The sequence below is a fragment of the Salinibacterium sp. dk2585 genome (genome assembly GCF_008001035.1).
Lineage (GTDB): Bacteria > Actinomycetota > Actinomycetes > Actinomycetales > Microbacteriaceae > Homoserinimonas.
In genome coordinates this window covers 238802-261350 of the sequence record NZ_CP042856.1, presented here as the reverse complement: position 1 = coordinate 261350, position 22549 = coordinate 238802, and the positions used below count along the sequence as shown (strand labels likewise).

Here is a 22549-nt window from a genome sequence, read left to right as displayed (position 1 = left end):
TCTCAAGCGCTGCGGCGCGACCTGCGCCGGAGCGTCAGGAGCACTGCGCCGAGGAGCAGGAGCCCTGCCCCTACGGACACGGGGATGACCAAGGAGTCGAGACCGGTACGCACGAGCCATCCCTCATTGACCGAGGCACTTGCGAGCACGCGACCGTCGGGGCCCTCCCCGTCGGGATCGACCCAGGTGAGCGTCGCACGGTTGACGAGGGTCTCGCCCGTGGCATACGGCGACAGCTCGACGGCGATCACGATGGGAGGCGCAGTCTGGCCTGCACCGAGGAGCCCCTGGAGTTCGCAGCGCACGGTGCCGCCAAGACCATCCGGCCCCTGTCCGGTCGTCGTGCAGGCGCTCCATCCGGGCACCGTCGGGTCGCTCGAGGGTGTCGCGGTGACGGAGAGCACGCGCAGCGTTGCCGGGATGGGGTCTACGAGGGTCACCTCCGCAGCCGCGCCGAGTGACTCCTGCGTGGCCTCGAGCGTGTACTCGAAACGGTCGCCGGGCGCCGCGTCGACGACGCTGGCCGTCTTCGACAGCGCGAGGGAGGGGGTGCGCTCGAGAGCACACGCCGGGGTCGACGCGGGGAACGCCTGGATCGTCGTGGTCACCGGGTTGACGGCGATCTTCACGAGGGCGCCCGCACGAAGGTTGGCGCCGAGGAGCGTCTCGTCGTAGACGAGGTTCTCCCATGTCGCAGTCTCGCCGGCGAGGGCCACACGCCATCCGGGCCACGCGATTGCCGTGCCCGTCTCGTCGACCTCCGTGCCCGGCCACACGACCGAGCCGCTTAGCGTGCGCGTGCCGGCATCCGTCGCGACGCGCACGGGGAAGTCCGCGCCGTCGTGGGTCTCGAGCGTCGCGGCGCCCGCAGCGATCGTGTAGACGGCGACCGGCTGCGCGGCCGGGTCGTCGACGATCGGGTCACTCTCGGTGCTTGCCGGGTCTTCCGGGATGCCGTTGCGGTCGGCGTCCTTGTACCAGCTGAAGGTCACGGGCAGGGCCGTCGTGTCGACGTTGGTGCTCGTGGTGACCTCGTAGTCGAACCAGGGGGTGTCATCGATGCAGTTCGACGCGCCCGCGTAGCTGACCCAGCGCAGCGGCGTCTGCGTCGAGTCATCGTCGCTGGCGGGGCCCAGTCCTGCGAGGTCGGTCCAGTCAACCTCGCCCGTGTTGACGATCTCGTCGAGCGTGCCGTCGGAGCCCGCCTCGGTCGCCACTTCGGTGATGACCGTCACGAGGGGTGCATCGGCGCCCGCGGGAAGTGTTCCCTGGAGCGTCCACTCGACTACTCCGCCGTATCCCTCGGCGTCCTGGCCCGTGACGGTCGGCGCGCTCCATCCGGCTGCGCCAGCCGTGGGCGCCGTCTCGGTCGAGGAGACGAAGCGCAGGGTCGGCGGCAGCTCGTCGCGCAGCACGACGGCCGTCGCATCCGAGGGTCCCTCGCTCGTGACGGCGAGCGTGTACTCGACCGTCGCGCCACCCTCGGTCGCAGTCGCCGTCGTCTGCTTCACGATGGAGAGTTCAGGCTCGAGCACCACCGAGTTCGTGACGGCGTCGGTGTTGTCACTCGGGTCGGGGTCGGTCGTCGACGAGTCGACCGTCGCCGTGTTGGTCACGGAGCCGACGAGGGATGATGCGACCTCGACGTCGAACTCGAAGGCGAGGCTCTGCTCGTCCACGAGGATGCCGGCACCGGCCACGAGCGTGCAGTCGATCACGCTCGAATCGAGGGCGTTCTCCACGCACGTCCAGTCGGCGCTCGAGACGCTGCCCGGCACGAAGGTCAGACCCGCGGGCAGGGTGTCGCTCACCGTCACGGCGACGGCGTCCGACGGCCCATTGTTGGTGACCTCGATGCGGTAGCTCGCCGTCTCCCCTGCGACGAGGCTGCTCGACGAGAGCGACTTCTCGAGCGTGAGGTCGGCCCGGGTGCCGAGGAGCCCTGCGCTCGCGTCATCCGTGTTGTCGTAAGCCTGCACCGCCGGCTCCTCGGTCGTGGGCACGACCGTCGCCTCGTTGATCAGGGTGGCCGTCGTCGAGGAAAGCACGGGCGTGGTCACGGTGATGGCGGGGGCTGATGCCCCGACCCCGAGGTCGCCCGCATAGACACACTCGAGCTCGCCACCGCTCGCCGGCTCACACGTCCAGTCCGTTCCGCTCGCGGTCGCGGTGCCGATCCCGTCGGGGAGCGTGTCGGTGACCGTGATGGGTCCGTGCGACACGGAGGGGCCATGGTTGGTGACCTGGATCGTCCACACCGCGTCCTCACCCGCAATGACACTCGCACCGGCGATCGTCTTCACGAGTTCGAGGTCGGCCACTGCCGAGACGGTGACCTGGTCGGTGTCGGTGTTGTTGTTGGTCACGGTCTCGTGGGTGCGGCCCGAGACATCCGCCGTGTTGCTAATGACGGTGCCGTGCTCGATCGCGGCGTCGATGGCCGTGACGATCGAGATCGAGGGCAGTGCGCCGCCGACGCCGATCGGGCCGGGGTGCGTGAAGGTGTATTCGCCATCGATGGGTCCCGTGCGGGTCCAGCCGGTGCCGCTCGACGACACGAAGCTCACCCCGGCGGGCAAGGTGTCGGTCACGACGATCGGGCCGACCGCGACATCCGGGCCAGCATTGCTCACGTCGATCGTCCACGTGTGCTCCGTGCCGGCAACTGCGTCACCGCTCGAGGCCTTGTCGATCACGAGGTCCGCACGGTTGATCGTGACCGAGGCATCATCCGAACCCCGATAGGTGCCGGCCGCGTTGCCACCCGCACCGCTCGTGTCGCCGGCCGTCGCTGTCGCGACGTTGGTGTGCGAGGTCGAGGAGCCCGTCGCGGCATCCGTCGAGGGCACTGCCTCGTAGGCGAGCGTGAGCGAGCCTGCGGGGAGGAGGTCGCCGAGGCCGGTCCAGGTGAGCGTCTGGCCACTGATCGCCAGGTTGCTGTCATTGAAGGCGACCCCGCCGAGGGATGCCGAACCCGGGACATACGTCCAGTGCTCCGGCAGCACGTCGGAGACGGCCACCCCGACCGCCGTGCCGTTGCCCCGGTTGGTCACGACGACCTCAAAACCGTGTGCGAGCTCGTGGTAGGCGACGAGCGTGTCGGCGGCCTTCGCAACGTCGAGCACCGGGAACTCCGGCTCGACGACCGCATCGGCCTCGGGGCCGTCGTATTCCCGCCTGTCGCGAACGTTCGGGTCCGACGACGGGAGGGAGAAGTATTCGGTCACGTCGGCGACGTTGGTCAGCACCGCATCCGTCGCGAGCGTCGATGAGGCCGCCAGCTCTGCCTGGTAGGCGAGGGTGACGGATGCTCCCGGCGCGATCGACGGGATCGTCCAGGTGATCGTCTCGACGACGCCGGTGGCGGGTGTCGCCACGAAGGTCACCCCGGGAGTCGCCGTTGCGATCGTGGCCCTGTCGACGACCACGCCTGCCGGGATCTCGTCCACGACGACCGTGTCGTAGGCCGTCGAACGCGTCGTGCCGCTCGCGTTGGAGACGGTGACCGCATAGGTGAACTCTTCACCGGGGGCCACGGTCGTCTCGTCGAGGGCATTCACGGTCTTGGCCATCGCGAGGCGCGGTTCGAGCACCGTCACGCGGTACGTATCCGGCTCCGTCTCGATCTCGCTCGAGTCGGTGTTGTCGATCGTGTTCCAGGCGAAGCGTGCCGTGTTGTCGAGGTTCGCGCCCGCGGCGGGAGCCGTTGCCGAGGTGCTCACGACGGTGCCCTCATAGACGATCGTGATGGTGCGATCGGCGGCGTTGTCTGCGGGGATGTCACCGAAGGACCAGGTGATGGTCTGTGCAGCCCCATCGCTGGCGTAAGCGGCGTTCGGCAGGCTGGCGCCGTTGTAGCTCGTTCCGGCGACAGAGTCGATCCGGATGCCTGCCGGCACGTCGTCGCTGAGCTCGGCGTCGTAGAAGGTCACGCCGGCCGGGAGCACCGTCGTGAGCGTGTAGGTGACGGTCTCGCCAATTGTCGCCGTCGCGCGATCTGCAGTCTTGCTCAGGGTCGCGCCGAGCACCTCGACGTCAGCATCCGCATCGTCGCTGACCGTGCCACGCACGCCGCTCGGGTTCGCGGAACTCGGCAGCCCGAAGCCGGTGAGCTCGACGGTGTTGTTGTAGACGGCGCCGCCGACGGCATCAGTTACGACCCCGGCCGTGTACTCGAGCGTTGGGCTCGCGCCGGGTGCGACCACGCCGAGGTTCCACGTGATGAGCGTGCCGCAGTCGGGGTCGCTCGACGAGATGGTCGCGGTGCCGATCGAGGGAGTGCCGAGCACCACATCCTCGAGTTCGGCCGGAACGCAGTCCTCAACGACCGTGTCGTAGGAGGTCGGCCGAGCGGGGTTCGTCACCGTCAGCCGGTAGGTGATCTGGTCGTCCGCGCGCACGGGGGCCGGAGTGACGCTCGGCGCGACACCATCGACGAGCGTCACCGCCTTGGCGACCGTCGGCGCGGGCGTGACGACCCGCAGGTCTGCATCCGCATCGTGGCTGAGCGTGTCGGAATCGGCGTCTGACTCGACCGTGCTCGTGAAAGTCGCCGTGTTGGTGCGGGTGTTGCCGTGGACGTTGCCGGTTGCCCGCAGGAACGCGGTCACGCTGACCGTGAACGTCTGCGGGGTGTTGCTCTTGTTCGAGTACACAGGCGGGAAGGCAAGGAGGCCGGATGCATCAAGGCTGAAGCCGGCCAGCGCCGTCGCGTCGCCCGGGGCACTGCCGTCGCCCAAGTCGATCGTCGCGCCGACGACCTCGTGCAGCGCGAGCTGCGACGGCAGGGAGTCGACGAGACGGCCGTTGAAGACGGTCGTGCGCGCGGGCACCGTGACGGAGTACTCGTACTCGACAAGCTCGCCGACGACCGCCTGCGCGGTGCCGTTCTGCGCGTAGTCCTCATCGCTCGCGACGATGGACTTGTCGACCGAGACGGGTGCGAGATGCACCTCGGAGGGGTCGATGAGCTGCGGCGCGGTGTAGTTGCCGGGTCGCGAAGCGTCCACTGAGGTGTCCGGATAGCGCGGGGTCGCGACCCCCGTGTTGAGCCCCGCCTCGAACGCCACGACGGATGCCGTGTTGACGAAGGAGGTCTCGACCGAGGTCTCGCTCGGCACGGTGAGCGTGTAGTTGATCGTCTGCGTGCCGTCGGCCGGGATCGTGACGTCGCGCACCTTGATGACCGAACGCCCGTTGAGGCTTGACGGCGTGAGGCCAGACGCATTGTCGATGATGTCGATATCGCCCGCATCGGGGGCGATTCCGCCGACCGTGACGCCCGCGACATCCGCTGCTGTGATGCCCTCAGGCAGCACGTCCCACACCTCGACGCCAATGATGTCGTTCGAGTTGCCCGCGAGGTCGATGCGGTAGGTCACCGCATCCCCCTCGGAGACGAGGATGTTGTCGCGGTTGGAGCCGAAGTCCGCGCCGCTCGGCGTGCCCGCGAGCGGCGTGATCGCCTGCACGCCCTTCACGAGCGTGGGGTCGGGATCGCGCAGCAGGGCGGCGCCGTCGCGGAGGAAGAAGACGTCGCCGAGCACGTTCTCCTGGCGGTACTTCATGAGGTTCTCGGGCTTGTCGACCGGGGTGCCGTCGGCTGCCGCGACGACCTCGGCCCAGACCAGTAGTTCGAGGCTTGCACCGGGGGCGACGTAACGGTCGCCTCCCGCACCAACGGTTCCCACGTTCCACGCGAGGCGGCCCGCGGCCGGGACCGCCGCGGGGTGGACGACGAGCTCGGGGCCGCCGGGACGCACCTCCGAGCCGAGGTAGCTGAGGCCCTCAGGCAGGAAATCGGAGACGACGGGGTTGCGGGTCGTGATGTCGTCGGGGAAGTCGACCGTGAGCAGGAAGCATGCCGTGTCACCCAGGCGGAATCCCTCTGGCACGTCGGTGCCATCGCCGCTGCGCCAGGCAGCACCGTTCGCACAGGGCGTCGTGACGCCCGCGACCTCGTTGCGGTCGAGCACGCGCTTGTCGATCGCGGGCACGGAGGATTCGATCGTCACGCGTGAGTCGTCCCACACGTCCTGCTCGCCGAGCTGGCCGGGAAGCGCGGCAACATCGGCGAGCAGCGTGGTGCGTCCGCTCATGTCGACCGTGTTGGAGAACGCGTCGCCAGAGGTGGTCGCGCCGTACTTGGGGCCGTCCTCATACTGCGTGCGCATGAGCACGGGGTAGGTGACCTGCTGGATGGCATTGGAGCCCATCACGGAGTTGACCGTGAGCACCATCGTGAACTCGCCCGTGGCCGAGTCGAAGATCACGGAGTAGACCGTCGCGTCGCCCGTGATGGCGCCGGGAATCGTCGTCGGGAGACATTCCTCCGGATAGTCACCGATCAGCACGGTGCCAACGGGCACGAGGGGGCAGAGGCCATTCGCGACCGTGTCGCGCAGCACGATGCCGTCGGCGCTCGCATACTCGCCCGTGCGGAGCGTGAGGGTGTAGTCGCGCTGGCCCTGCTGGCTGAATCCGCCGGCTGCCGTCGTCTTGACGACGGCGAGGTCCATGGCGTGGATGATCTCGTCATCCTCGTCTGCGACGGCACGCTGGGAGTTCGCGGATGCCGCGTCGACTGCCCGCACGACGCCGGGGAAGGTTCCCGTGGCTCGCGCGGAGTTCGTCCACACGTCGCCGTCGTCGGCCGTGCGCGCCCCCGGGTCAGCGGAGTATGCGACATCCGCCCCGTCGCCGTGCCGGGTCGAGGGGCCCGTGTTGTTGTCGAGGTTCGCGGCCTGTTCGAGGCTCGACCCGAGCGGAGCGACATCGGGCCACGTCATGATGTTCTCGTAGAGGGGCACTGCGGCGGCGTAGGCGATCGTGCGCGAGGAGCCCGCCGGGAGGGAGCCGATGTTCCAGGTGACGCGCGTGTAGACGCCGGGCGCGAGCCGACCGGGGAGCGTGTCGCCGTATGCTGCGCCGGTCTTCTCGATCGTCTCGACCTCAGTGAGGATCGTCTCGTCGCATCCGGCAACCGGGGCGCCTGCGATGGTGCCGGCGCCAAGGTATTCCTCGCCGACGCTCGTGTTGTCGACGTTGCCGCAGGCGAGGAACTCGAGGCCGGCGGGAAGGTAGTCGACGACGGTGATGCCATCGGTGCGGAAGCTCTCGTTGTTCTCGACCAGCAACGTGTACCTGGTGTGCTGATCATGCACGCCGCGAAGGAGCTCAGCTTCTGCGCTCGGCTCCTCCTTGGTGATGCGGATGGCGTCGATGGCCGTGGAGGTCGTGGCGGGGGCGGATGCCACGGTCGCGTCGATTGCGGGCTGGCCGCCGACACCCGTGCTGCCGCCGAAGACGGGCAGGTGCGCCGCGGAGTCGCTCACGTACGCCGACGACACGATGTCGAACTCGGAGCCGACGGGGAAGAGCGTCGGGTCAGCCGTCCACGTCGGTGAGGAGAAGCCGGGGACGGCCGGTTCGACGACGAGCGTCATGGGGAGCGTCGCACCCGTCGGCAGGTCCGCGACGTCTTCCCACACCCAGCGCACGTGACCCGCGGGGGCGATGGGTTCCTCCACCACTGCCGGGGTGCCCATGCTTGAGGAGACGAACGCGACCCCCACGGGAACGTCGACGACGAAGGCCAGGTTGAAGGCGGGGTCACCCTCGTTGCTGGCGACAAGCCGGAACTCCCGCTCCTCCCCCGCGAGGACGCTCCCGCCCTCGCCCGTCACCTCGAGCGCAATGGTCGGCGCGGCGACAGCGGGCTGCGGGGGCGCTGCGATTGAGACGAGAGGCGCAGCGACGAGCGCAAGCACGGCGAGGGGAGCGAGGAACTTGCTCGGGTTCAGCACAGAAATGCCTTGTCTTTCGTAGGGGAGACCGCCTCGGGTGACGGAGTACGACTGGCCGTGTCGCGCGAGTCATGGTGGCGAATGGGCCGGGCGCAGGCGCCCGAAATATCGGGGTTTCACCCCCCGATTCACCCTTAGGTCCCCCATTGGGGGGACCGGATGGGGTACCGAGGGTGCGCGCGGCCTAGCGTGCGCGGTGCCGGGGCCGGGCGATCCGCATCCGTGCGAGGAGACCCAGCCCGCCGAGCCCCAGGAGGCCGAAGGCGAGGAGCACGAGTCCACCCGGCTCGGCCCCCATGAACGGCAGCGCCGCCCCGACCACGACCGAGACCGACGCCGTGACGGTGCTGCCAGCGGCATCCTCAACCGTGTAGGTGAAGGTGTCGCTGCCCGCGAAGCCAGTGTGCGGCGTGTACGTGATCGTGCCGTCGGCGTTGATCACGACGGTGCCGTTCGACGGCGACGTCGTCGCGATCACGGTCAGCCCGCTGCCGATGTCGTTGGCGAGCGTGCTGATGACGACGGGTTCGCCTGCGGCCGTGCGCACCTCGTCGTCGGCTGCGGTCGGCATCACCGTGAGGGCGACCGTGCCGACCGTCGTGAGGCCATCCGCATCCGTCGCGGTGTACTCAAGGTCGACGACGCCCGAGAAACCGTCCCGCGGCGTGAAGGTGATCGTGCCATCGGCGTTGATCACGGTCGCGCCGTGGGGGGAAGGAACGACGGATGTCACGACCAGCCCGGTCCCCGTGCCCGTGCGCAGCACATCCACCGTGACCGGCTGGCCGGCCTTGCTGTCGCGGGCCACCGGGGCCGCGAGCGGGAGCACCGAGACCGTGACCCCTGCGACTGCCGTCGAGCCCGCGGCATCCGTCACCGTGTAGGTGAAGGTGTCGATGCCCGAAAAGCCGGGCGCGGGCGTGAAGCGCACCCCGCTGGCCTCGATCGTCACGGTGCCGCCCGCAGTCGGCGTGCCGGTTGCCGTGACGACGAGCCCGGTGCCGCCGTCATTCGCGAGCACGTCGATGTCGACCGCCTTGCCCGCATCGGTGACCGCGGCATCGTCTGGCGCGTTCGGCGTCACGAGGATCGTCACCCAGGCGGAGTCGCTGCCACCGTCTGCCGAGAGGTCATAGGAAAGCGAGTCGACACCCGAGAAGCCGGCATCGGGCGTGTATACCAGCGTGCCGTTGGCTGCCACCGTTACGGTGCCGTGGCGTGCCGAACCGTGAGCGGTGACCCCGAGCGAGGTGCCCACGTCATTCGTGAGCACATTGACCGTCACGGGGGTGTCGATGGGCGTTGACGCGGAATCAGCGTTCGCGACGGGGCCGACTGTCACCGTCACCGTGTGCGTGGCAGTGCCGCCGTCGTCGTCCTCGAGCGTGAAGGTGAAGGTGCCGGTGCCCGAGAAGCCGGGCGTCGGAGTGAAGACCGCGTCGCCGTCGCTGTCGAGGGCGACCGAGCCGTTCGCGGGGTCGCCGACACGCACCAGCTCCAGTCCGGTGCCGACGCCGGCATCCTCAAGGTCTGACGCCGTGACCGTGACGGGAACATCAGCCTCGGTCGACGCAGTCACGGCGCTGGCGACCGGCGCGATCGTGACGTCGACCGTGCCAGTCGCGCGGCCGCCAGTCGGATCCTCGAGGGTGAAGGTGAAGGATGCGTCACCAGAGAAACCCGCCGTCGGCGTGAAGACGGCATCACCGTCGACCAGCCTCACAGTGCCATTCACTTCGCCGCTGACCACCACGAGGGTGAGGGCCGTGCCCGTGCCCGCATCGACGAGGGTCGTGCCCGGCACGGTGACGGGGGTGTTGACGGTGGTCGCGGCGGTCTCGTCGGCCGCCGTGGGCAACACCGTGACCGTCACGTTCGCGGTCGCCGTCTGCAACGACGCGTCTGTGACGGTGTAGGAGAACGTCACATCGCCAGAGAAGCCGGCGGCGGGCGTGTAGACGACCTGACCATCGACAATGGCGGCGTCGACGCCCGCAGGCGCCGTCACGTTCGTGAGGGTGAGGTCGCTTCCAGTGTCGCCGTCGAGCACGTCGATCGTGACGGCGGTGCCAACCGTGGTGCTCGCGCTGTCGGCCTCAGCGACGGGAGTCACGGCGATTGCGACGGTCGCCGTTGTGACCTGGTTGGACGTGTCGCGCAGCTCGTAGGTGAGCGAGGCTGGGCCCGAGTAGCCGGCAGTCGGCATGAAGTCGATGCTGTCGCCATCGATTTCGGCGGTGCCCCCCATGACCGAGGAGATGCGGGTGATGGTGAGCCCGCTGCCGAGGTCGTTGTCGAGCACCGGGATGGCGAGCTCGGTCTCAGCCGAGGTCGTCGCGGTGTCATCCGTGCCTACCGGGGTCACAGTGACAGTGACCGTTGCCGTCGCCATCTGGTTCGCGGCATCCCACACCGTGTAGTCAAAGCTGGCTGATCCCGAGAAATCGCTCGTGGGCACGAACACCGGGTTGCCGTATGCGTCAAGCGAAACCCTGCCGTTGCCCGCGTTGCTGACGGAGATCACGGTCAGGTTGCTTCCGATGCCAGCCGCGGCGAGCTCCGAGGCAGAGACCGTCAGCGGCGCCCCCGCGGCAGTCGTGCGGGAGTCGTCCGCGGCGACCGGCGTGACGGTGACGGTGACGGTCGCCACCGCCGTCTGGCCGTCGTCATCCGTCACCTCGTAGGTGAACGTCGCCGTGCCGGAGAAGTCGTCGGCTGGGGTGAACAGGATCGCGTCGTCGTCGACGAGGGCGGTGCCACTGCTTGGGGTCGAGACCTCCGTGATCTCGAGATCGCTGCCGTTGTCGTTGCGGAGGACGGCAATGGAAACCGACGTCTCCGCCGGTGTGGTGGCACTGTCGTTGCCGGCGACCGGCGACACGGCGACCTTGACGGTTGCCGACGCAGTCTGGCCTTCGTCGTCCGTGACCGTGTAGGTGAAACTCGCAGGTCCAGAGAAGTCCTCCGCCGGATCGAACACGACGTTCGCGCCCGAAACCCGCACGTCACCGTTCACTGCACCGCCCAGGCTCACCTCGAGTCCGGTGCCGATCGAGGCGGCCAGAAGATCCGCGATCGGAATGTTGATCGCGGTGTTGGTCGAGGTGCCGCGCGTGAGCGGACCCGCCGTCGGCGTGACCGTGACCGTGACCGTCGCGGTCACGTCGCTGTCAGCGTCGTCCGTCAGGGTGTAGTCGAAGGAACCGGTACCGGAGAAGCCGGGAGTCGGCGTGAAGACGGGGTCGCCGTCGACGATCGTCACCGTGCCGTTCACGGAATTGTCGACCGAGGTGAGTTCGAGACCGGTGCCTGTGCCGGCGGCGACCAGTGCCGGGCCGTCGACCGTGACGGGGCTGCCCGCAACCGTCGTTGCCGTGTCATCCTGCGCGAGCGGGTCGACGACGATGTACACCGTGATCGTGCCAGCGGCGGTTGTGTAGGAGAACTGGTCCCGGCCAGAGAAGCCCGGGCTGGGCGTGTAGGTGAAGGCGCCGCCCACGAACGACACCACGCCGTTGGTGGGGCCGGTGAAGGACCTGATGCCGGCGGGCCCGGGGATGGACACGGGCGATCCCGCAAGAGTCGAGATCACAACATCTGTGTCGGCGGTCGTGGCGGGGTCGGGCGACGGGTCTTCGTTTCCGATCACGTACGCGCTGTTCTGGAGGGGCCCGGGGGTCGAGGGAGCCGTCGCCGTCACCTGGACCGTGGCGGTCTCGTTGACCCCGAGCCGGCCGCCGTTGCACGTGGCGGTCGTCTTGGCAGCGTTGACGACACACGACGTGTCGTCACTGGTCACCGCGACATTGCTGAGACCACTGGGCAGAAGGTCGTTGAGCACGAAGCCGGACGTGACTCCAGGGCCCTCGTTGGTGACCGTGACATCCCATGTGATTGGCTCACCCACACCAACCTTCGCGGGACCAGTCTTCTCAACCGACAAGGATGAGTACTGGGCTGTCGCGCAGTTCGTCGCGTCGCTGCGCTGGTTGGGCGGCGCCGCTACCCGACTGACGAGGGCGGGGGTGGGGTTCAGGCGATCTCCGATAGAGACCTGATACATGTAGTTGTTTGTGCCGATGAATGCGAGGTTGCCGTTGGTCATCGTGAAGGCGGAGCCGTAGGCCTGCGCCGGAACTCCGGCGGGAAGGGCGAACTGCGTCACGCGGCCTACGCCGTTGCCCAAGACATTGTTGAGATCGATGCGGTAGAAGCTCGCGCTGGTGGTGTTGTTTGAGCTGTAGTACGGCGCCCAGAACAACCCGTCCTTGTACGCGAGATCCGCGATCCGCACCGTCTGCGTCAGTGGAATTTCCGCGCGTGCCGGACGAGGCACGGAAGAGCTTGTGGCGTCTTTCAGCCCGGAGATGCGGTGGACAGTGGAGGTTCCCCCGTTGCCTGAAGCAACGTAGTAGTTGCCCGCGGAGTCGAACTCACCCGTATCCCACAGGAACGATGGCGGGGCGCCGAGCGGCTGACTGCTGACTCCGATGTAATCGACTCCCCCATCACTGTCGATGCGAACGAGACTGCCATCAACGCCTGTTCCTCCGCCGTAACGAGTGCCGTACAGGTATTCATCCTGAGGGTTGAAGGCGAGCGCGTTGAAGAAACCTGTGGTCCACGTCTGCCCGATGGCGGTCCAGATGGAGTCGCCCTGCTGGGTGTAACTCCCAACACTGACTTGCAGCCTTCCACTGTCCTCTGCCTGCGCAAAGAACCTCGGCTCGGTGCAGTCGAAGGGTGTCCCCGCGGCTGCGGCTGCGGCATCCGTCGGCGCTGCCGCGACAGTGAGACCGGTGAAGCCGATCGCCAGGGCGAGGGTTGCCGCAACGGGCGAGAGTGCTCGACCAAGAGCCAGGAGTGCCATCGGGTTGGCCTTTCGGGGTGAAAAGATTGCCCTCGGGTAGGGGCTTAAGCTGCGGCGAAAGGTCCCCCCACTCGCCGTGCGTTCCCATATATTGTCAACGCCTGTTCGTGATTGCGGAAGAACTTAGGGTCGATCACCCTGCGTTTCACCCTTGGACTGGGGGCATATCAGGCGCCGTGGCGTCGCCCAACCCATCTGTTACGCAGAGTGACGAGGCAACTTGGGCGCCGCTCGGCCCACGCCTAGCGTTGGAGCCATGTGCCGCCTCCTTGGACTCGTGTCTCGCGATGAGACGACGATTCCGGATGCCCTCGGCGCCGACTTCACCGCCTTCACCGCCCTTTCGGCTGGCCTCCACGGCGACGGCTGGGGCGTGGCCGCCGAGCACGCCGGCAAGCGCACGATAATCCGGGCTGCCGAGGCGGCCCACAGCAGCGCCCACTACCGGGCCGCGACATCCGTGCCCGTTTCGAGTGCCATCACGCACTTGAGGGCCGCGACCCTCGACCTGCCCGTCGCCGATCGCAACACCCACCCCTTCGTGCACGGCGACGTGTCGTTCGCCCACAACGGCTCGATCCGCGAGATTGCCGCGATCGAGCAGATCATCGACCCCGACCTCCGCCGCGGCATCCAGGGCGACACCGACAGCGAACGCTACATGCTCGCGCTCGTCTCTGAACTGCGCCGGTCATCCCCCGTCGACGCAGTGCGCACGGTCGCCGCGCGCCTCAGCGAGGTGGCGGTCGAGGCGAGCATCAACGCGCTGCTCCTCACGCCAGACGAACTCATCATCGTCGCCGACGAGCACGCCAAGGCCCCCGCCTTCGTCGGCGCAGACTACTACGCGCTCTCCTATCTCGAGCGCAATGGACTCTTCGCGGTCGCCTCAAGCGGCTGGGAGCGCGAGAGCTGGCGGGCCATTCCCGAGCGCAGCGTGCTCACGGTCGATCGCCGCACCCTCGAGCTGCGCATCGACGACCTCGACGGGCGTCGCGAGGCCATCGCCGCCTGAGCTTCGTCCGGGCGCCTGCCACTTCTCGCGAACGGGGTACGCCTGGCTCGACGCGGTGCCCTCCGCGTCGGCCTATCTGCGCCGTCACCCCATGGGGACGGCGCACATACCGGCGGTATGGACTCAGGATCAAACTGCTATCGTGTGCTATATCGGGGTACAACCCGTGTCGGCACTTATGCCGACACGCAGCGGTCGCCCCCGGGCCGCACCCCGCGAGAGGAACACACGCACAACCATGTCCGCGCCCAGCCTGCTCAATACGCGCCGTCGTATCCGCTCCACCTCGCAGTTGTCGATCGCATCCGTCTTCACGCTCGCGCAGATCGACCGCTGGGGACTCCATGCCTGGCAGCCGAGGACCCCGCAGCGGCCTCCCTTCGCGATCCTCGCAGACCCCGCGCACACGAGCCTCAACCCACGCACCGTGACGATGCTGCTCAGCGCCGGGATGGTCGAGACGGTGGATGACGCGCTCGTTCTCACCGAGCTCGGTCGACGCACGGTGCTGGAGAACAGCGACCTCTACCCGAGCGACGACACTCCCAGGCACGGCGCAGCGACGAGCTAGCGCAAGGGATCAAAGGAATCCAGCAGCGGATGCCGCGGCCCGCCCGTCATCGCATCTGCCACAATCCGCCCCGTGAGCGGGCCCAGGGTCACGCCCCACATGCCGTGCCCGCCGGCAACGTGCACCCTCGGCGAGCGCGTCTCCCCCACGAGCGGCAGGCCGTCCGCCGTGCAAGGACGCGAGCCGACCCATTCATCCTCGCGGGCGTCCCAGTCGATGCCCTCGAATAGCGGCCGGGCCGCCTCGACGAGCGTCGTGATGCGACGCGGGTCGGGCGCGGCGTCCGCCGGCCGAAATTCCATCATCCCGCCGACCCGCAGGCGGTCGCCGAGGGGCGTGCATGCCACCCGCTGTGCCGGGAAGTAGATCGGATGCTCCGGCACGGCGTCCGGGCGCACGCTGAAGCTGTAGCCACGGCCCGCCTGCACGACCTGCCGCACGCCGTAGCGGCCCGCGAGCGCCCCGAGCCACGTGCCGCTCGCGACCACGACGGCGTCGGCGTGGAGCTCCCACGGTGATGCGCCGCCGGCCTGTGGCTGGTCGACCTCGACGATGACGCCGGAACCGGTGTCCGTGACATCCGTCACCGCGGTCGAGGTGATGATGGTGCCGCCGCGCGCCTCGACGGCGTCGGCGAGCGAACGCACGAAGAGTGGTGGGTTGATGTAACGCTGCCCCGCGATACGGATGCCGTGGCTCACCTCCGCGCTGATGGCCGGCTCAAGCGCACGCAACTCCTCGCCCGAGATGAGCTCGTAGTCGACCTCACCGCCGCGCTTCTCGATCTCGGCGAACTCGTGGCGAAGGCCCTGGCGGTCGCGTTCGCTCGTGAATCCGGTGAGGAAGGGATCGGCCGTGATCGTGCGGTCCTCGACGCCGCCGTCGGCGAGCACGTCGAAGGAGGCGAGGCTCCACGTGTTGATCTCGGCGAAGGTCTCCATGTTGGCCCGCCATTTGGCCGGAGTGGAGTGCCAGGCGAAGCCCGCGAGGAAGCGCAGCAGCTTGGCGTCGGCGGCGAGCGGCACATACACGGGTGAGCTCGGGCTCACGACGGCCTTGACCCCGTAGCGGAAGATTGCTGGCTCCGGCAGCGGCAGCGTGAGAGCCGGGGCGATCCAGCCCGCGTTCCCCCACGATGCCCCGAGTCCGACCTCGCCCCGGTCGACGACCGTAACCTCGACCCCTCGCTCCTGCAGGAACCACGCTGTGCTCAGGCCGACGATCCCCGCCCCAACAACGATCACGCTTCGCATGCTCGTCACCCTAGTCCCGGCGCCCCGCCAAGGCACCTGCGGCGCGAGTGGCCAAACCGTGCGCTTGCCCACGCCAGGAAGGTGAGACTTGGGCCACTCACTCCCCTCACACCCAGCATCGCGGCGTAACGTCGCCGGCATGACCGCGACCACCCAACTGCACCTCACGCTCGGCAACCGCTTCGCGCGCGAGCTGCCCGAACTGGCGCTCGAATGGCAGGCCGAAGAGGCGCCGGAACCGCGACTGCTCGTGCTCAACGAACCCCTCGCCGCCGAGCTCGGCCTCGACGCGGAGCAACTGCGAAGTGTTGAAGGGCTCCGGATGCTGGTGGGCAACCGGGTGCCGGAGGGCGCGACCCCCGTTGCACAGGCATACGCGGGACACCAGTTCGGCGGCTACTCGCCCCGGCTGGGCGACGGTCGGGCGCTGCTCCTCGGCGAACTCGAAGTCGACGGGCGGCTCCTCGACCTGCACCTCAAGGGTTCGGGTCGCACACCGTTCGCGCGCGGCGGCGATGGCCGTGCCGCCGTCGGCCCGATGCTGCGCGAATACATCATCAGCGAGGCCATGCACGGGCTCGGCATCCCCACGACCCGCTCGCTCGCGGTCGTCGCGACGGGCCGCCCCGTGCAACGCGAGACCGTGCTCCCCGGCGCCGTCCTCGCTCGCGTCGCGAGCAGCCACCTGCGCGTCGGCAGCTTCCAGTACGCGCGCGGCACGGGCGACACCGATCTGCTGCGGCGCCTCGCCGACCACGCGATCAGCCGCCACTATCCGGATGCCGCGAGCGCCGAGCATCCGTACCTCGCCCTCTATCGCGCCGTCGTGTCGGCGCAGGCCTCGCTCATCGCACGGTGGATGCTCGTGGGCTTCATCCACGGTGTCATGAACACCGACAACATGACCATCTCGGGCGAGAGCATCGACTTCGGCCCATGCGCATTCATGGGGGCGTACGACCCCGCGACCGTCTACAGCTCGATCGACCAGCAGGGCCGTTACGCCTACGGCAACCAGCCGGCGATCGGCGAGTGGAACCTCGCCCGCTTCGCCGAGGCCATGCTGCCGCTGTTCCACGACGAGGAGGAACGCGCGATCGAGCTTGCCGTCGAGGCGCTCGGCGCGTTCCGCGGCGAGTACACGGCCGAGTGGGAGGCCGGCATGCTGCAGAAGCTGGGACTCACCGCGCCGACACCGCTCGTCGCTGAACTCCATGGCATCCTGGGCGAGCACCGGGTCGAGTACACCTCGTTCTTCCGCCGCCTCGGTGCCGCCGCCAACGGTGATGTGGCGCCGGCGCGCGAACTCTTCCTCGACCCCGGGGCCTTCGACGCCTGGGTGGAGCAATGGCGGATGCTCGGGCCCGATGCCGAGCTCATGCGCCGGGTCAACCCGCTCTACATCCCGCGCAATCACCTCGTCGAGGAGGCCCTTGCCGCGGGGAGCGACGGCGACCTCGCGCCCATGGAGACTCTCCTCACCGCAGTGTCTGACCCCTACACCGAGCGTGCCGGGCTTGAGCACTACGCGACGCCCGGCGCCGACGACTTCGGCACCTACCAGACCTTCTGCGGCACCTAGTCAGCTCCCCTTTCATAACGCAGGAGTCAGGTGCCGTGACGGCCGGCCCGGCCGGACGCTCATGAGTGAGGAACGTCAGCCGGGGAACTCCACGTGCTGCGTCACCCACGCGTGCATCGCGACCGCGGCCGCCGCTGAGGCGTTGATCGACCGGGTCGAGCCGAACTGCGAGATCTCGACCACGGCATCCGCCGCCTCGATCGCGGGCTCCGACAGTCCCGGCCCCTCCTGCCCGAAGAGCAGCACGCAGCGCTCCGGCAGGTCGAAGGTCTCGATGATCACACTGCCCTCGACGTTGTCGATCGCGATAATCGGCAGGCCCTCCTTGCGGGCCCATTCGACGAACGCTGCGACATCCTCGTGATGCAGGATGTGCTGGTAACGGTCGGTGACCATGGCACCGCGCTTGTTCCAGCGGCGGCGGCCGATGATGTGCACGGTGTCGGCGGCGAAGGCGTTGGCGCTGCGCACGATCGAACCAATGTTCATGTCGTGCTGCCAGTTCTCGATCGCCACATGGAACGGATGCCGGTGCTCGTCCAGGTCGGCAACGATCGCCTCCATGCGCCAGTAGCGGTAGCGGTCGATGACGTTGCGGGTGTCCCCGCGCTCAAGCAGCTCGGGGTCGTAGTACTCCTCGGTGGGCCACTCGCCCTGCCACGGTCCGACGCCGTGGGTCGACAGCTCGTGGGTGGGGTTCGCCTCGGTCACCCCTCGACGCTACCGCGAACGCGGATGTCTCCTGCCAGCCTGGTGACCGCATCGCCGAGCAGACGTCGCTCGGCCGTCACGACGGCGACCAGGTCGCATCCGTAGTCCACCCACTTGCGGGACGAATCCGCATCAAGGCCCAGTGTGCCGAGGGTGAGGGAGTGCTCGTCGGCCAAGTGCCGCAGCGCCCTGAAGTGTTCTTCGAGCTGCTCGGTGTCGAAGGCGCGGTGCGGCGCGAGTCCGAGCGAGATGGAGAGGTCGGCCGGACCCACGAAGATGCCGTCGACTCCGGGGGTCGCGGCGATCTCGGCCGCATTCTGCAGCCCCAGGGTCGTCTCGATCATGACGAAGAGCGATGCCCTCTCGTCGAGTTCCGTGGGCGACGCCGATGAGATGTCACGACGCACCGGTCCGTAACTGCGCGTGCCCAGCGGCGGGAACCTGCATGCGCGCGCGGCGGCGGCGGCCTGCTCGGCAGTCTCGACGAGCGGCACGATGACAGCGGATGCGCCGAAGTCGAGCGCCTTGCCGATCTGTGCGTCGTCATTCGAATCGACTCGCACGATCACCGTGAAGTCCTCGGCCTCGACACCGGCGAGGAGCTCGGCGCAGTCCCCCAGAGTCAGGACGCTGTGCTGGGTGTCGAGCACGACGAAGTCGAGTCCTCCTTGTCGGCACGCGTCCACCACGGCGGGCGAACGCGTGCCGAGCCAGCCACCGAGGAGCGGCGCTCGTGTCTCGTCGCGCTTCAGCATGACCATGACTCTCCTATCTCGATGCCGCGACGATCTCGGGCAACCAGAGCACGATGTCGGGGAAGGCGAGCAGGATCCCCACGATGACCGCCTCGCAGAGAAGGAACGGCGCGACACCCTTGAACACCGTCTCCAGCTTGATGCCGGTGACGCCCGAGATGACGAAGCAGTTCATGCCGACGGGCGGCGTGAGCAGGCCGATCTCGATCATCTTGACGAGAAGGATCGCAAACCACACCCCGTCGAAGCCGAGCCCGACGATGGTGGGATAGACGATCGGCACGACGATGACGACGACCGCGAGGGAGTCGAGGAACATGCCAAGCGGCACCATCAGCAGCAGGATGAGCACGACGATCAGCATCGGCGGCACGTCCAGCTCCGACAGGAATCGCGACAGGTTGTTGGGCACGCGTGCAGACACGAGGAAGTAGGCGAAGATTCCCGCTCCCACGACGACGGCGAAGGCCATGCTGGTGACGGATGCCGCCTCCGCGAGTCCGTCACGAATGCGCGCCACGACCGAGCGAAGGCCCGAACGGAAGTGTTCGGCGATCACGGCGATGGTTGCCACGAGTGCGGCAACGGCGGCGGACTCCGACAGGGTCGTGAGGCCCGTGAAGATGCTCAGCACGACGACGCCGATGATGATGAGCAGCCAGACCAGGCTGCGCATCTCAGCGAAGAGCGAACTCGACTTCGACTCGACGAGTTCCGAGCCGCGTGCGGTGCGCGTGGTGGCCGGCCTGCCCGCGATGACCGGCTCGCCAGCCTCTGCGACCCCGATGCGCTCCAATACCTCGGCGTTGTCGGTGACCTTGGACCCCTCGCGCTTGACGAGGATGAGTGCGGTGATCACATAGGCGACCGCCGACAGGATGCCCGGGATGATGCCCGCACTGAAGAGCTGCCCGATCGACTCGCCGCTCATGATCGAGTACATGATCATGATGATGCTCGGCGGGATCAGGATGCCGAGCGTCGCCCCGATCGCGACAATGCCGGTGGCGAGCTGGGCCGAGTAGCCGTGGCGGATCATCTGGTGCACGGAGATCTTGCCGAGCGTGGCGGCGGTGGCGACGCTCGAGCCCGACACCGCGGCGAAACCGCCGCTGGCGCCGATCGTTGCGATCGCCAGGCCGCCCTTGAAGCGGCCAGCGACCCTGTTGATCACGGTGTAGACCCGCTCGGGAATCCGCGCCTGCGTCGCCATCGCCCCGAGCATTATGTAAAGGGGTATGACGATGAGCGAGAACTTGGCGGTCGACTCGTAGGGCACGTTGGCGAGCACGCTGTCTGCGACCCGGAACGAGTGGAGCATGACGGCGCCGATGATGCCCGAGAATCCGAGCGCGAATGCGACGGGCACCTCGATGGCGAGCATCAGGAAGAACAGCGCCAGGACGATGACGACGATGAGTTCTGCCGACATCAGACAGCACCCCCCTCTGTGGTCTCGGGGACACCGGACGGCGTGCGGCCGGTGAGGAAGACGAGCGACTTCGCGAACGCGACGACCGTGAGGAGGCTCGTGCCGAAGGCGACGAAGGCGCGCGACGGCCACACCGGGAAGTTCAGCAACCCGGTGCGGTATTCGCCCCCGACGAAGGAGTTCACGGCACGCTCGACGAGCTCGATGCTCATCCAGGCCAGGAACACGCACGCCAGGAGCAGGGCGACTCCGCGCAGGCGGTTGGCGACGGCCGGCCGCAGCCGGTCGGTCAGCAGGGTGACGCGGACGTGCGTGCCGTTCACCTCCGCCTGCGCGAAGCCGAGGAACACGGTCATCACGAGGGCGAGCTCTGCGATCTCGAAGAGGCCCCGGATGGAGCCCCCGGTCGTGGCTCGCATCACGACTTCAGCCGTGAGGAGCAGCGCGAGGGCACCGCAGAGCACCGCGGAGACGACGGCGAACGCCTTCGTCACCGGCCGGAACACCCGGTCCCACAGTGTGACCATGATCATGATTAGCGGCTCAGGCAGTACTCGACGGGAGCAACGTAGTCACTGTCGGCGGTCGCAGTCTCGAGCTCGGAAAGGTAGTCAGCGTAGAAGCCCTCGACGTCGGTCGCGCCAGCAGCCTCGGCTTCGGCCCTCCAGTCGTTGACGAGGGTGTCGCCGACTGCGGCCTCCCATTTCGCGGTCTCCTGGTCGCTCCACACGCTGAGCTTGACGCCCTGCTCCTCCGCACGGTCGCAGGTCTCGCTGAAGATCGCGTCGAGGTAGTCGCCGGAGAGCCCGCCCCAGACCTCTTCGCTCGCCTCGAGCATGATCTGCTGGATGTCCTCGGGCAGCGAGTTCCAGACCTCGTCGTTCATGATCGCGACGACGTTGATGAACGCGCCCGACTGGGTGTCGGTCATGTGGGACGTGACCTCCCCGAGGTTCCACTCGGTGATGGCCGACTCGAGGCCGGTCGACGACCAGGCGTCGATCACGCCGTTCTCGATGGATTCGTAGATCTCGCTCACGGCGATGGCGGAGGGGTTCGCTCCCGCCATCTCGAGCGCCTTCAGCATGCGAGCGGTGCCGCGCACGGAGAGACCGTCAAGGTCCTCGAACGTGCTCGCCTCAGTCGTCGTGCCGAGGATCGAGGTCGTCACCGGGGCGAAGTAGAGCGCGTGAACGCCCTGCGCCTCGAACTCGGCCGCGTAGGCCTCGTTGTTGTTGTAGAGCGACATCGCCGTCGCGGTCTGCGCAACGGGGTCCTTCGCAACGAACGGCACCGTGACGACGTTGGCGAGGGGGAACTCTGCCGGGTGGAATGCAGCCGAGGTGTAGGCGATGTCGGCGCGACCATCCTTGGTGCAGGCGAGGCCGTCCATCGTCGCGCAGAGCGAACCCATGTAGAAGGGCTCGATCGTGACGCGGCCCTCGGTGCGCTCCTCGACGATCTCGATCCACTCGTCCATGGCCATGCTGTAGTAGCCCTCTGGAGTCGTGTACGAGGTCCAGGTCAGGTCGAAGGTCTCCTCGCCTTCCGCCCCGCCGCCGGATGCCGAGCATCCGGTGACGACCATTGCTGCGGCCAGCAGGGTGCCGGCGACAGCGAGGCCGCGCCTCTTGTTCACTGTGTTCACTTGCTTTCCTCTCGATGTGGTGCTTGGCCGAGCGCCGTTTCGGCACGCGGCCCTTGGGAATCGAACGCCCGTCTGAGGTGCTCGATCCGACTCTCGGACTGCCGCTCCTGCCGCTGGCGGAGCGTCGCCGTGTAGTTCTCCCTCGTGCGCAGGATGTGTGGCACGAGGATCGCTTCGATGTCGTCGGCGCTGCCGGAGTCGAAGATGTCGCGCATGGCCTCGTGGTCAGCGAAGGAACGAAGCGGCTCCGCATCGGTGTAGGTGGCGAGGTGCGTTCGCAGTGCGGCGATCTGCGCAAAGGTGAAGACGTAGGTGTTCCAGAGGAAGCTGTTGTCGCAGCCGGTGAAGAACACCTCGTGGTAGGCGGTGTCGGCCCGGCCGTAGGCGTTCATGTCGCGCACATCGATCGCCGCCTGCATCGTTTCAACGACGTCAGTGAGTCCCCGTGCGCTCTCCTTCCGGCGCCGCTCGAACGCCCAGCGCGCGGCCTGCAGTTCCAGGGTGACGCGAAACTCCGTCATCTCAGCGATCTGCTTCTCGCTCGGCTCGAAGACATAGGTACCGGAACGGGGACGGATCTGAACGAGCCCGCGTGACTGCAGCAGTTGCAATGCTTGGCGCACGGGCGTGCGGCTCACTTCGAGTGCGTCTGCGATCGCTTCTTCTGAGAGGGCTTCTCCGAGGTCGAGCGTGCCCGAGATGATGGCGTCCTGCAGCTGGGTAGCCACGCGATCGGCGAGGGAACCGCTGGGGGTGCTGGGCATCGCCTTACTTCCTCTCGCTGTCGGCATTGACGGACGTGCTGACACTTGTATACACGAACATTCGCGCTCATGTACACATTGGTAGCGAAATCTTGTATACAAGAAGGGTGCCAGCGAGGCATGCATAAACGAAGGCGGAGCTT

At 67.9% G+C, this 22549-nt stretch carries 12 protein-coding genes; 3 read left to right on the top strand and 9 right to left on the bottom strand.

The genetic code is table 11. The features are described 5' to 3' along the window. Nucleotides 1-2 precede the first annotated feature (2 nt). Both FVA74_RS01280 and FVA74_RS01275 read right to left on the bottom strand, forming a co-directional pair. Complete coding sequence (locus FVA74_RS01280) at nt 3-7805, bottom strand: isopeptide-forming domain-containing fimbrial protein (protein WP_147719977.1); 7803 nt, start codon at nt 7803-7805, stop codon at nt 3-5. 184 nt (nt 7806-7989) lie between these two features. Beyond that, nucleotides 7990-12675, bottom strand: coding sequence for an S-layer family protein (locus tag FVA74_RS01275; protein WP_147719976.1), 4686 nt, complete (start codon nt 12673-12675; stop codon nt 7990-7992). A gap of 256 nt (nt 12676-12931) precedes the next feature. Here FVA74_RS01275 and FVA74_RS01270 point away from each other — a divergent pair, with 256 nt between their 5' ends. Both FVA74_RS01270 and FVA74_RS01265 read left to right on the top strand, forming a co-directional pair. Next, nucleotides 12932-13690, top strand: coding sequence for a class II glutamine amidotransferase (locus FVA74_RS01270; RefSeq protein WP_147719975.1), 759 nt, complete (start codon nt 12932-12934; stop codon nt 13688-13690). 238 nt (nt 13691-13928) lie between these two features. Then, nucleotides 13929-14261, top strand: coding sequence for a hypothetical protein (locus tag FVA74_RS01265; protein WP_147719974.1), 333 nt, complete (start codon nt 13929-13931; stop codon nt 14259-14261). On the opposite strand, the gene FVA74_RS01260 is transcribed toward FVA74_RS01265, so the two are convergent. Continuing rightward, entirely contained in the window at nt 14258-15514 is a 1257-nt protein-coding gene (locus FVA74_RS01260) for an FAD-binding oxidoreductase (protein ID WP_147719973.1), read from the bottom strand. The two genes, FVA74_RS01265 and FVA74_RS01260, sit on opposite strands and share 4 nt — an antisense overlap. Before the next feature lie 139 nt (nt 15515-15653). Between FVA74_RS01260 and FVA74_RS01255 the strand changes: the two genes are divergently transcribed. Next, on the top strand, nt 15654-17096 hold the full coding sequence (locus tag FVA74_RS01255; protein WP_147719972.1) for a YdiU family protein: 1443 nt from the start codon (nt 15654-15656) through the stop codon (nt 17094-17096). Nucleotides 17097-17171: 75 nt separating this feature from the next. Here FVA74_RS01255 and FVA74_RS01250 read toward each other — a convergent pair whose 3' ends face one another. Genes FVA74_RS01250 through FVA74_RS01225 form a run of 6 tightly spaced genes read right to left on the bottom strand, consistent with a single transcriptional unit; the run spans nt 17172 to nt 22406 of the window. Further along, entirely contained in the window at nt 17172-17807 is a 636-nt protein-coding gene (locus FVA74_RS01250) for an RNA methyltransferase (protein ID WP_147719971.1), read from the bottom strand. After that, the gene (locus tag FVA74_RS01245) at nt 17804-18568 is read right to left on the bottom strand and encodes an HpcH/HpaI aldolase/citrate lyase family protein (protein WP_147719970.1); all 765 of its coding nucleotides are present in this window, start codon (nt 18566-18568) and stop codon (nt 17804-17806) included. Before FVA74_RS01245 ends, FVA74_RS01250 begins: the two co-directional genes overlap by 4 nt. A gap of 7 nt (nt 18569-18575) precedes the next feature. Further along, nucleotides 18576-19994, bottom strand: a complete 1419-nt coding sequence (locus FVA74_RS01240; RefSeq protein ID WP_147719969.1) for a TRAP transporter large permease — start codon at nt 19992-19994, stop codon at nt 18576-18578. Next, on the bottom strand, nt 19994-20527 hold the full coding sequence (locus FVA74_RS01235; protein WP_147719968.1) for a TRAP transporter small permease: 534 nt from the start codon (nt 20525-20527) through the stop codon (nt 19994-19996). The genes FVA74_RS01240 and FVA74_RS01235 overlap by 1 nt, the downstream gene beginning before the upstream one ends. A gap of 2 nt (nt 20528-20529) precedes the next feature. Then, the gene (gene dctP / locus FVA74_RS01230) at nt 20530-21642 is read right to left on the bottom strand and encodes a TRAP transporter substrate-binding protein DctP (protein ID WP_147719967.1); all 1113 of its coding nucleotides are present in this window, start codon (nt 21640-21642) and stop codon (nt 20530-20532) included. Further along, nucleotides 21639-22406, bottom strand: coding sequence for a GntR family transcriptional regulator (locus FVA74_RS01225; protein ID WP_168220010.1), 768 nt, complete (start codon nt 22404-22406; stop codon nt 21639-21641). The genes dctP and FVA74_RS01225 overlap by 4 nt, the downstream gene beginning before the upstream one ends. Between the last annotated feature and the right edge of the window lie 143 nt (nt 22407-22549).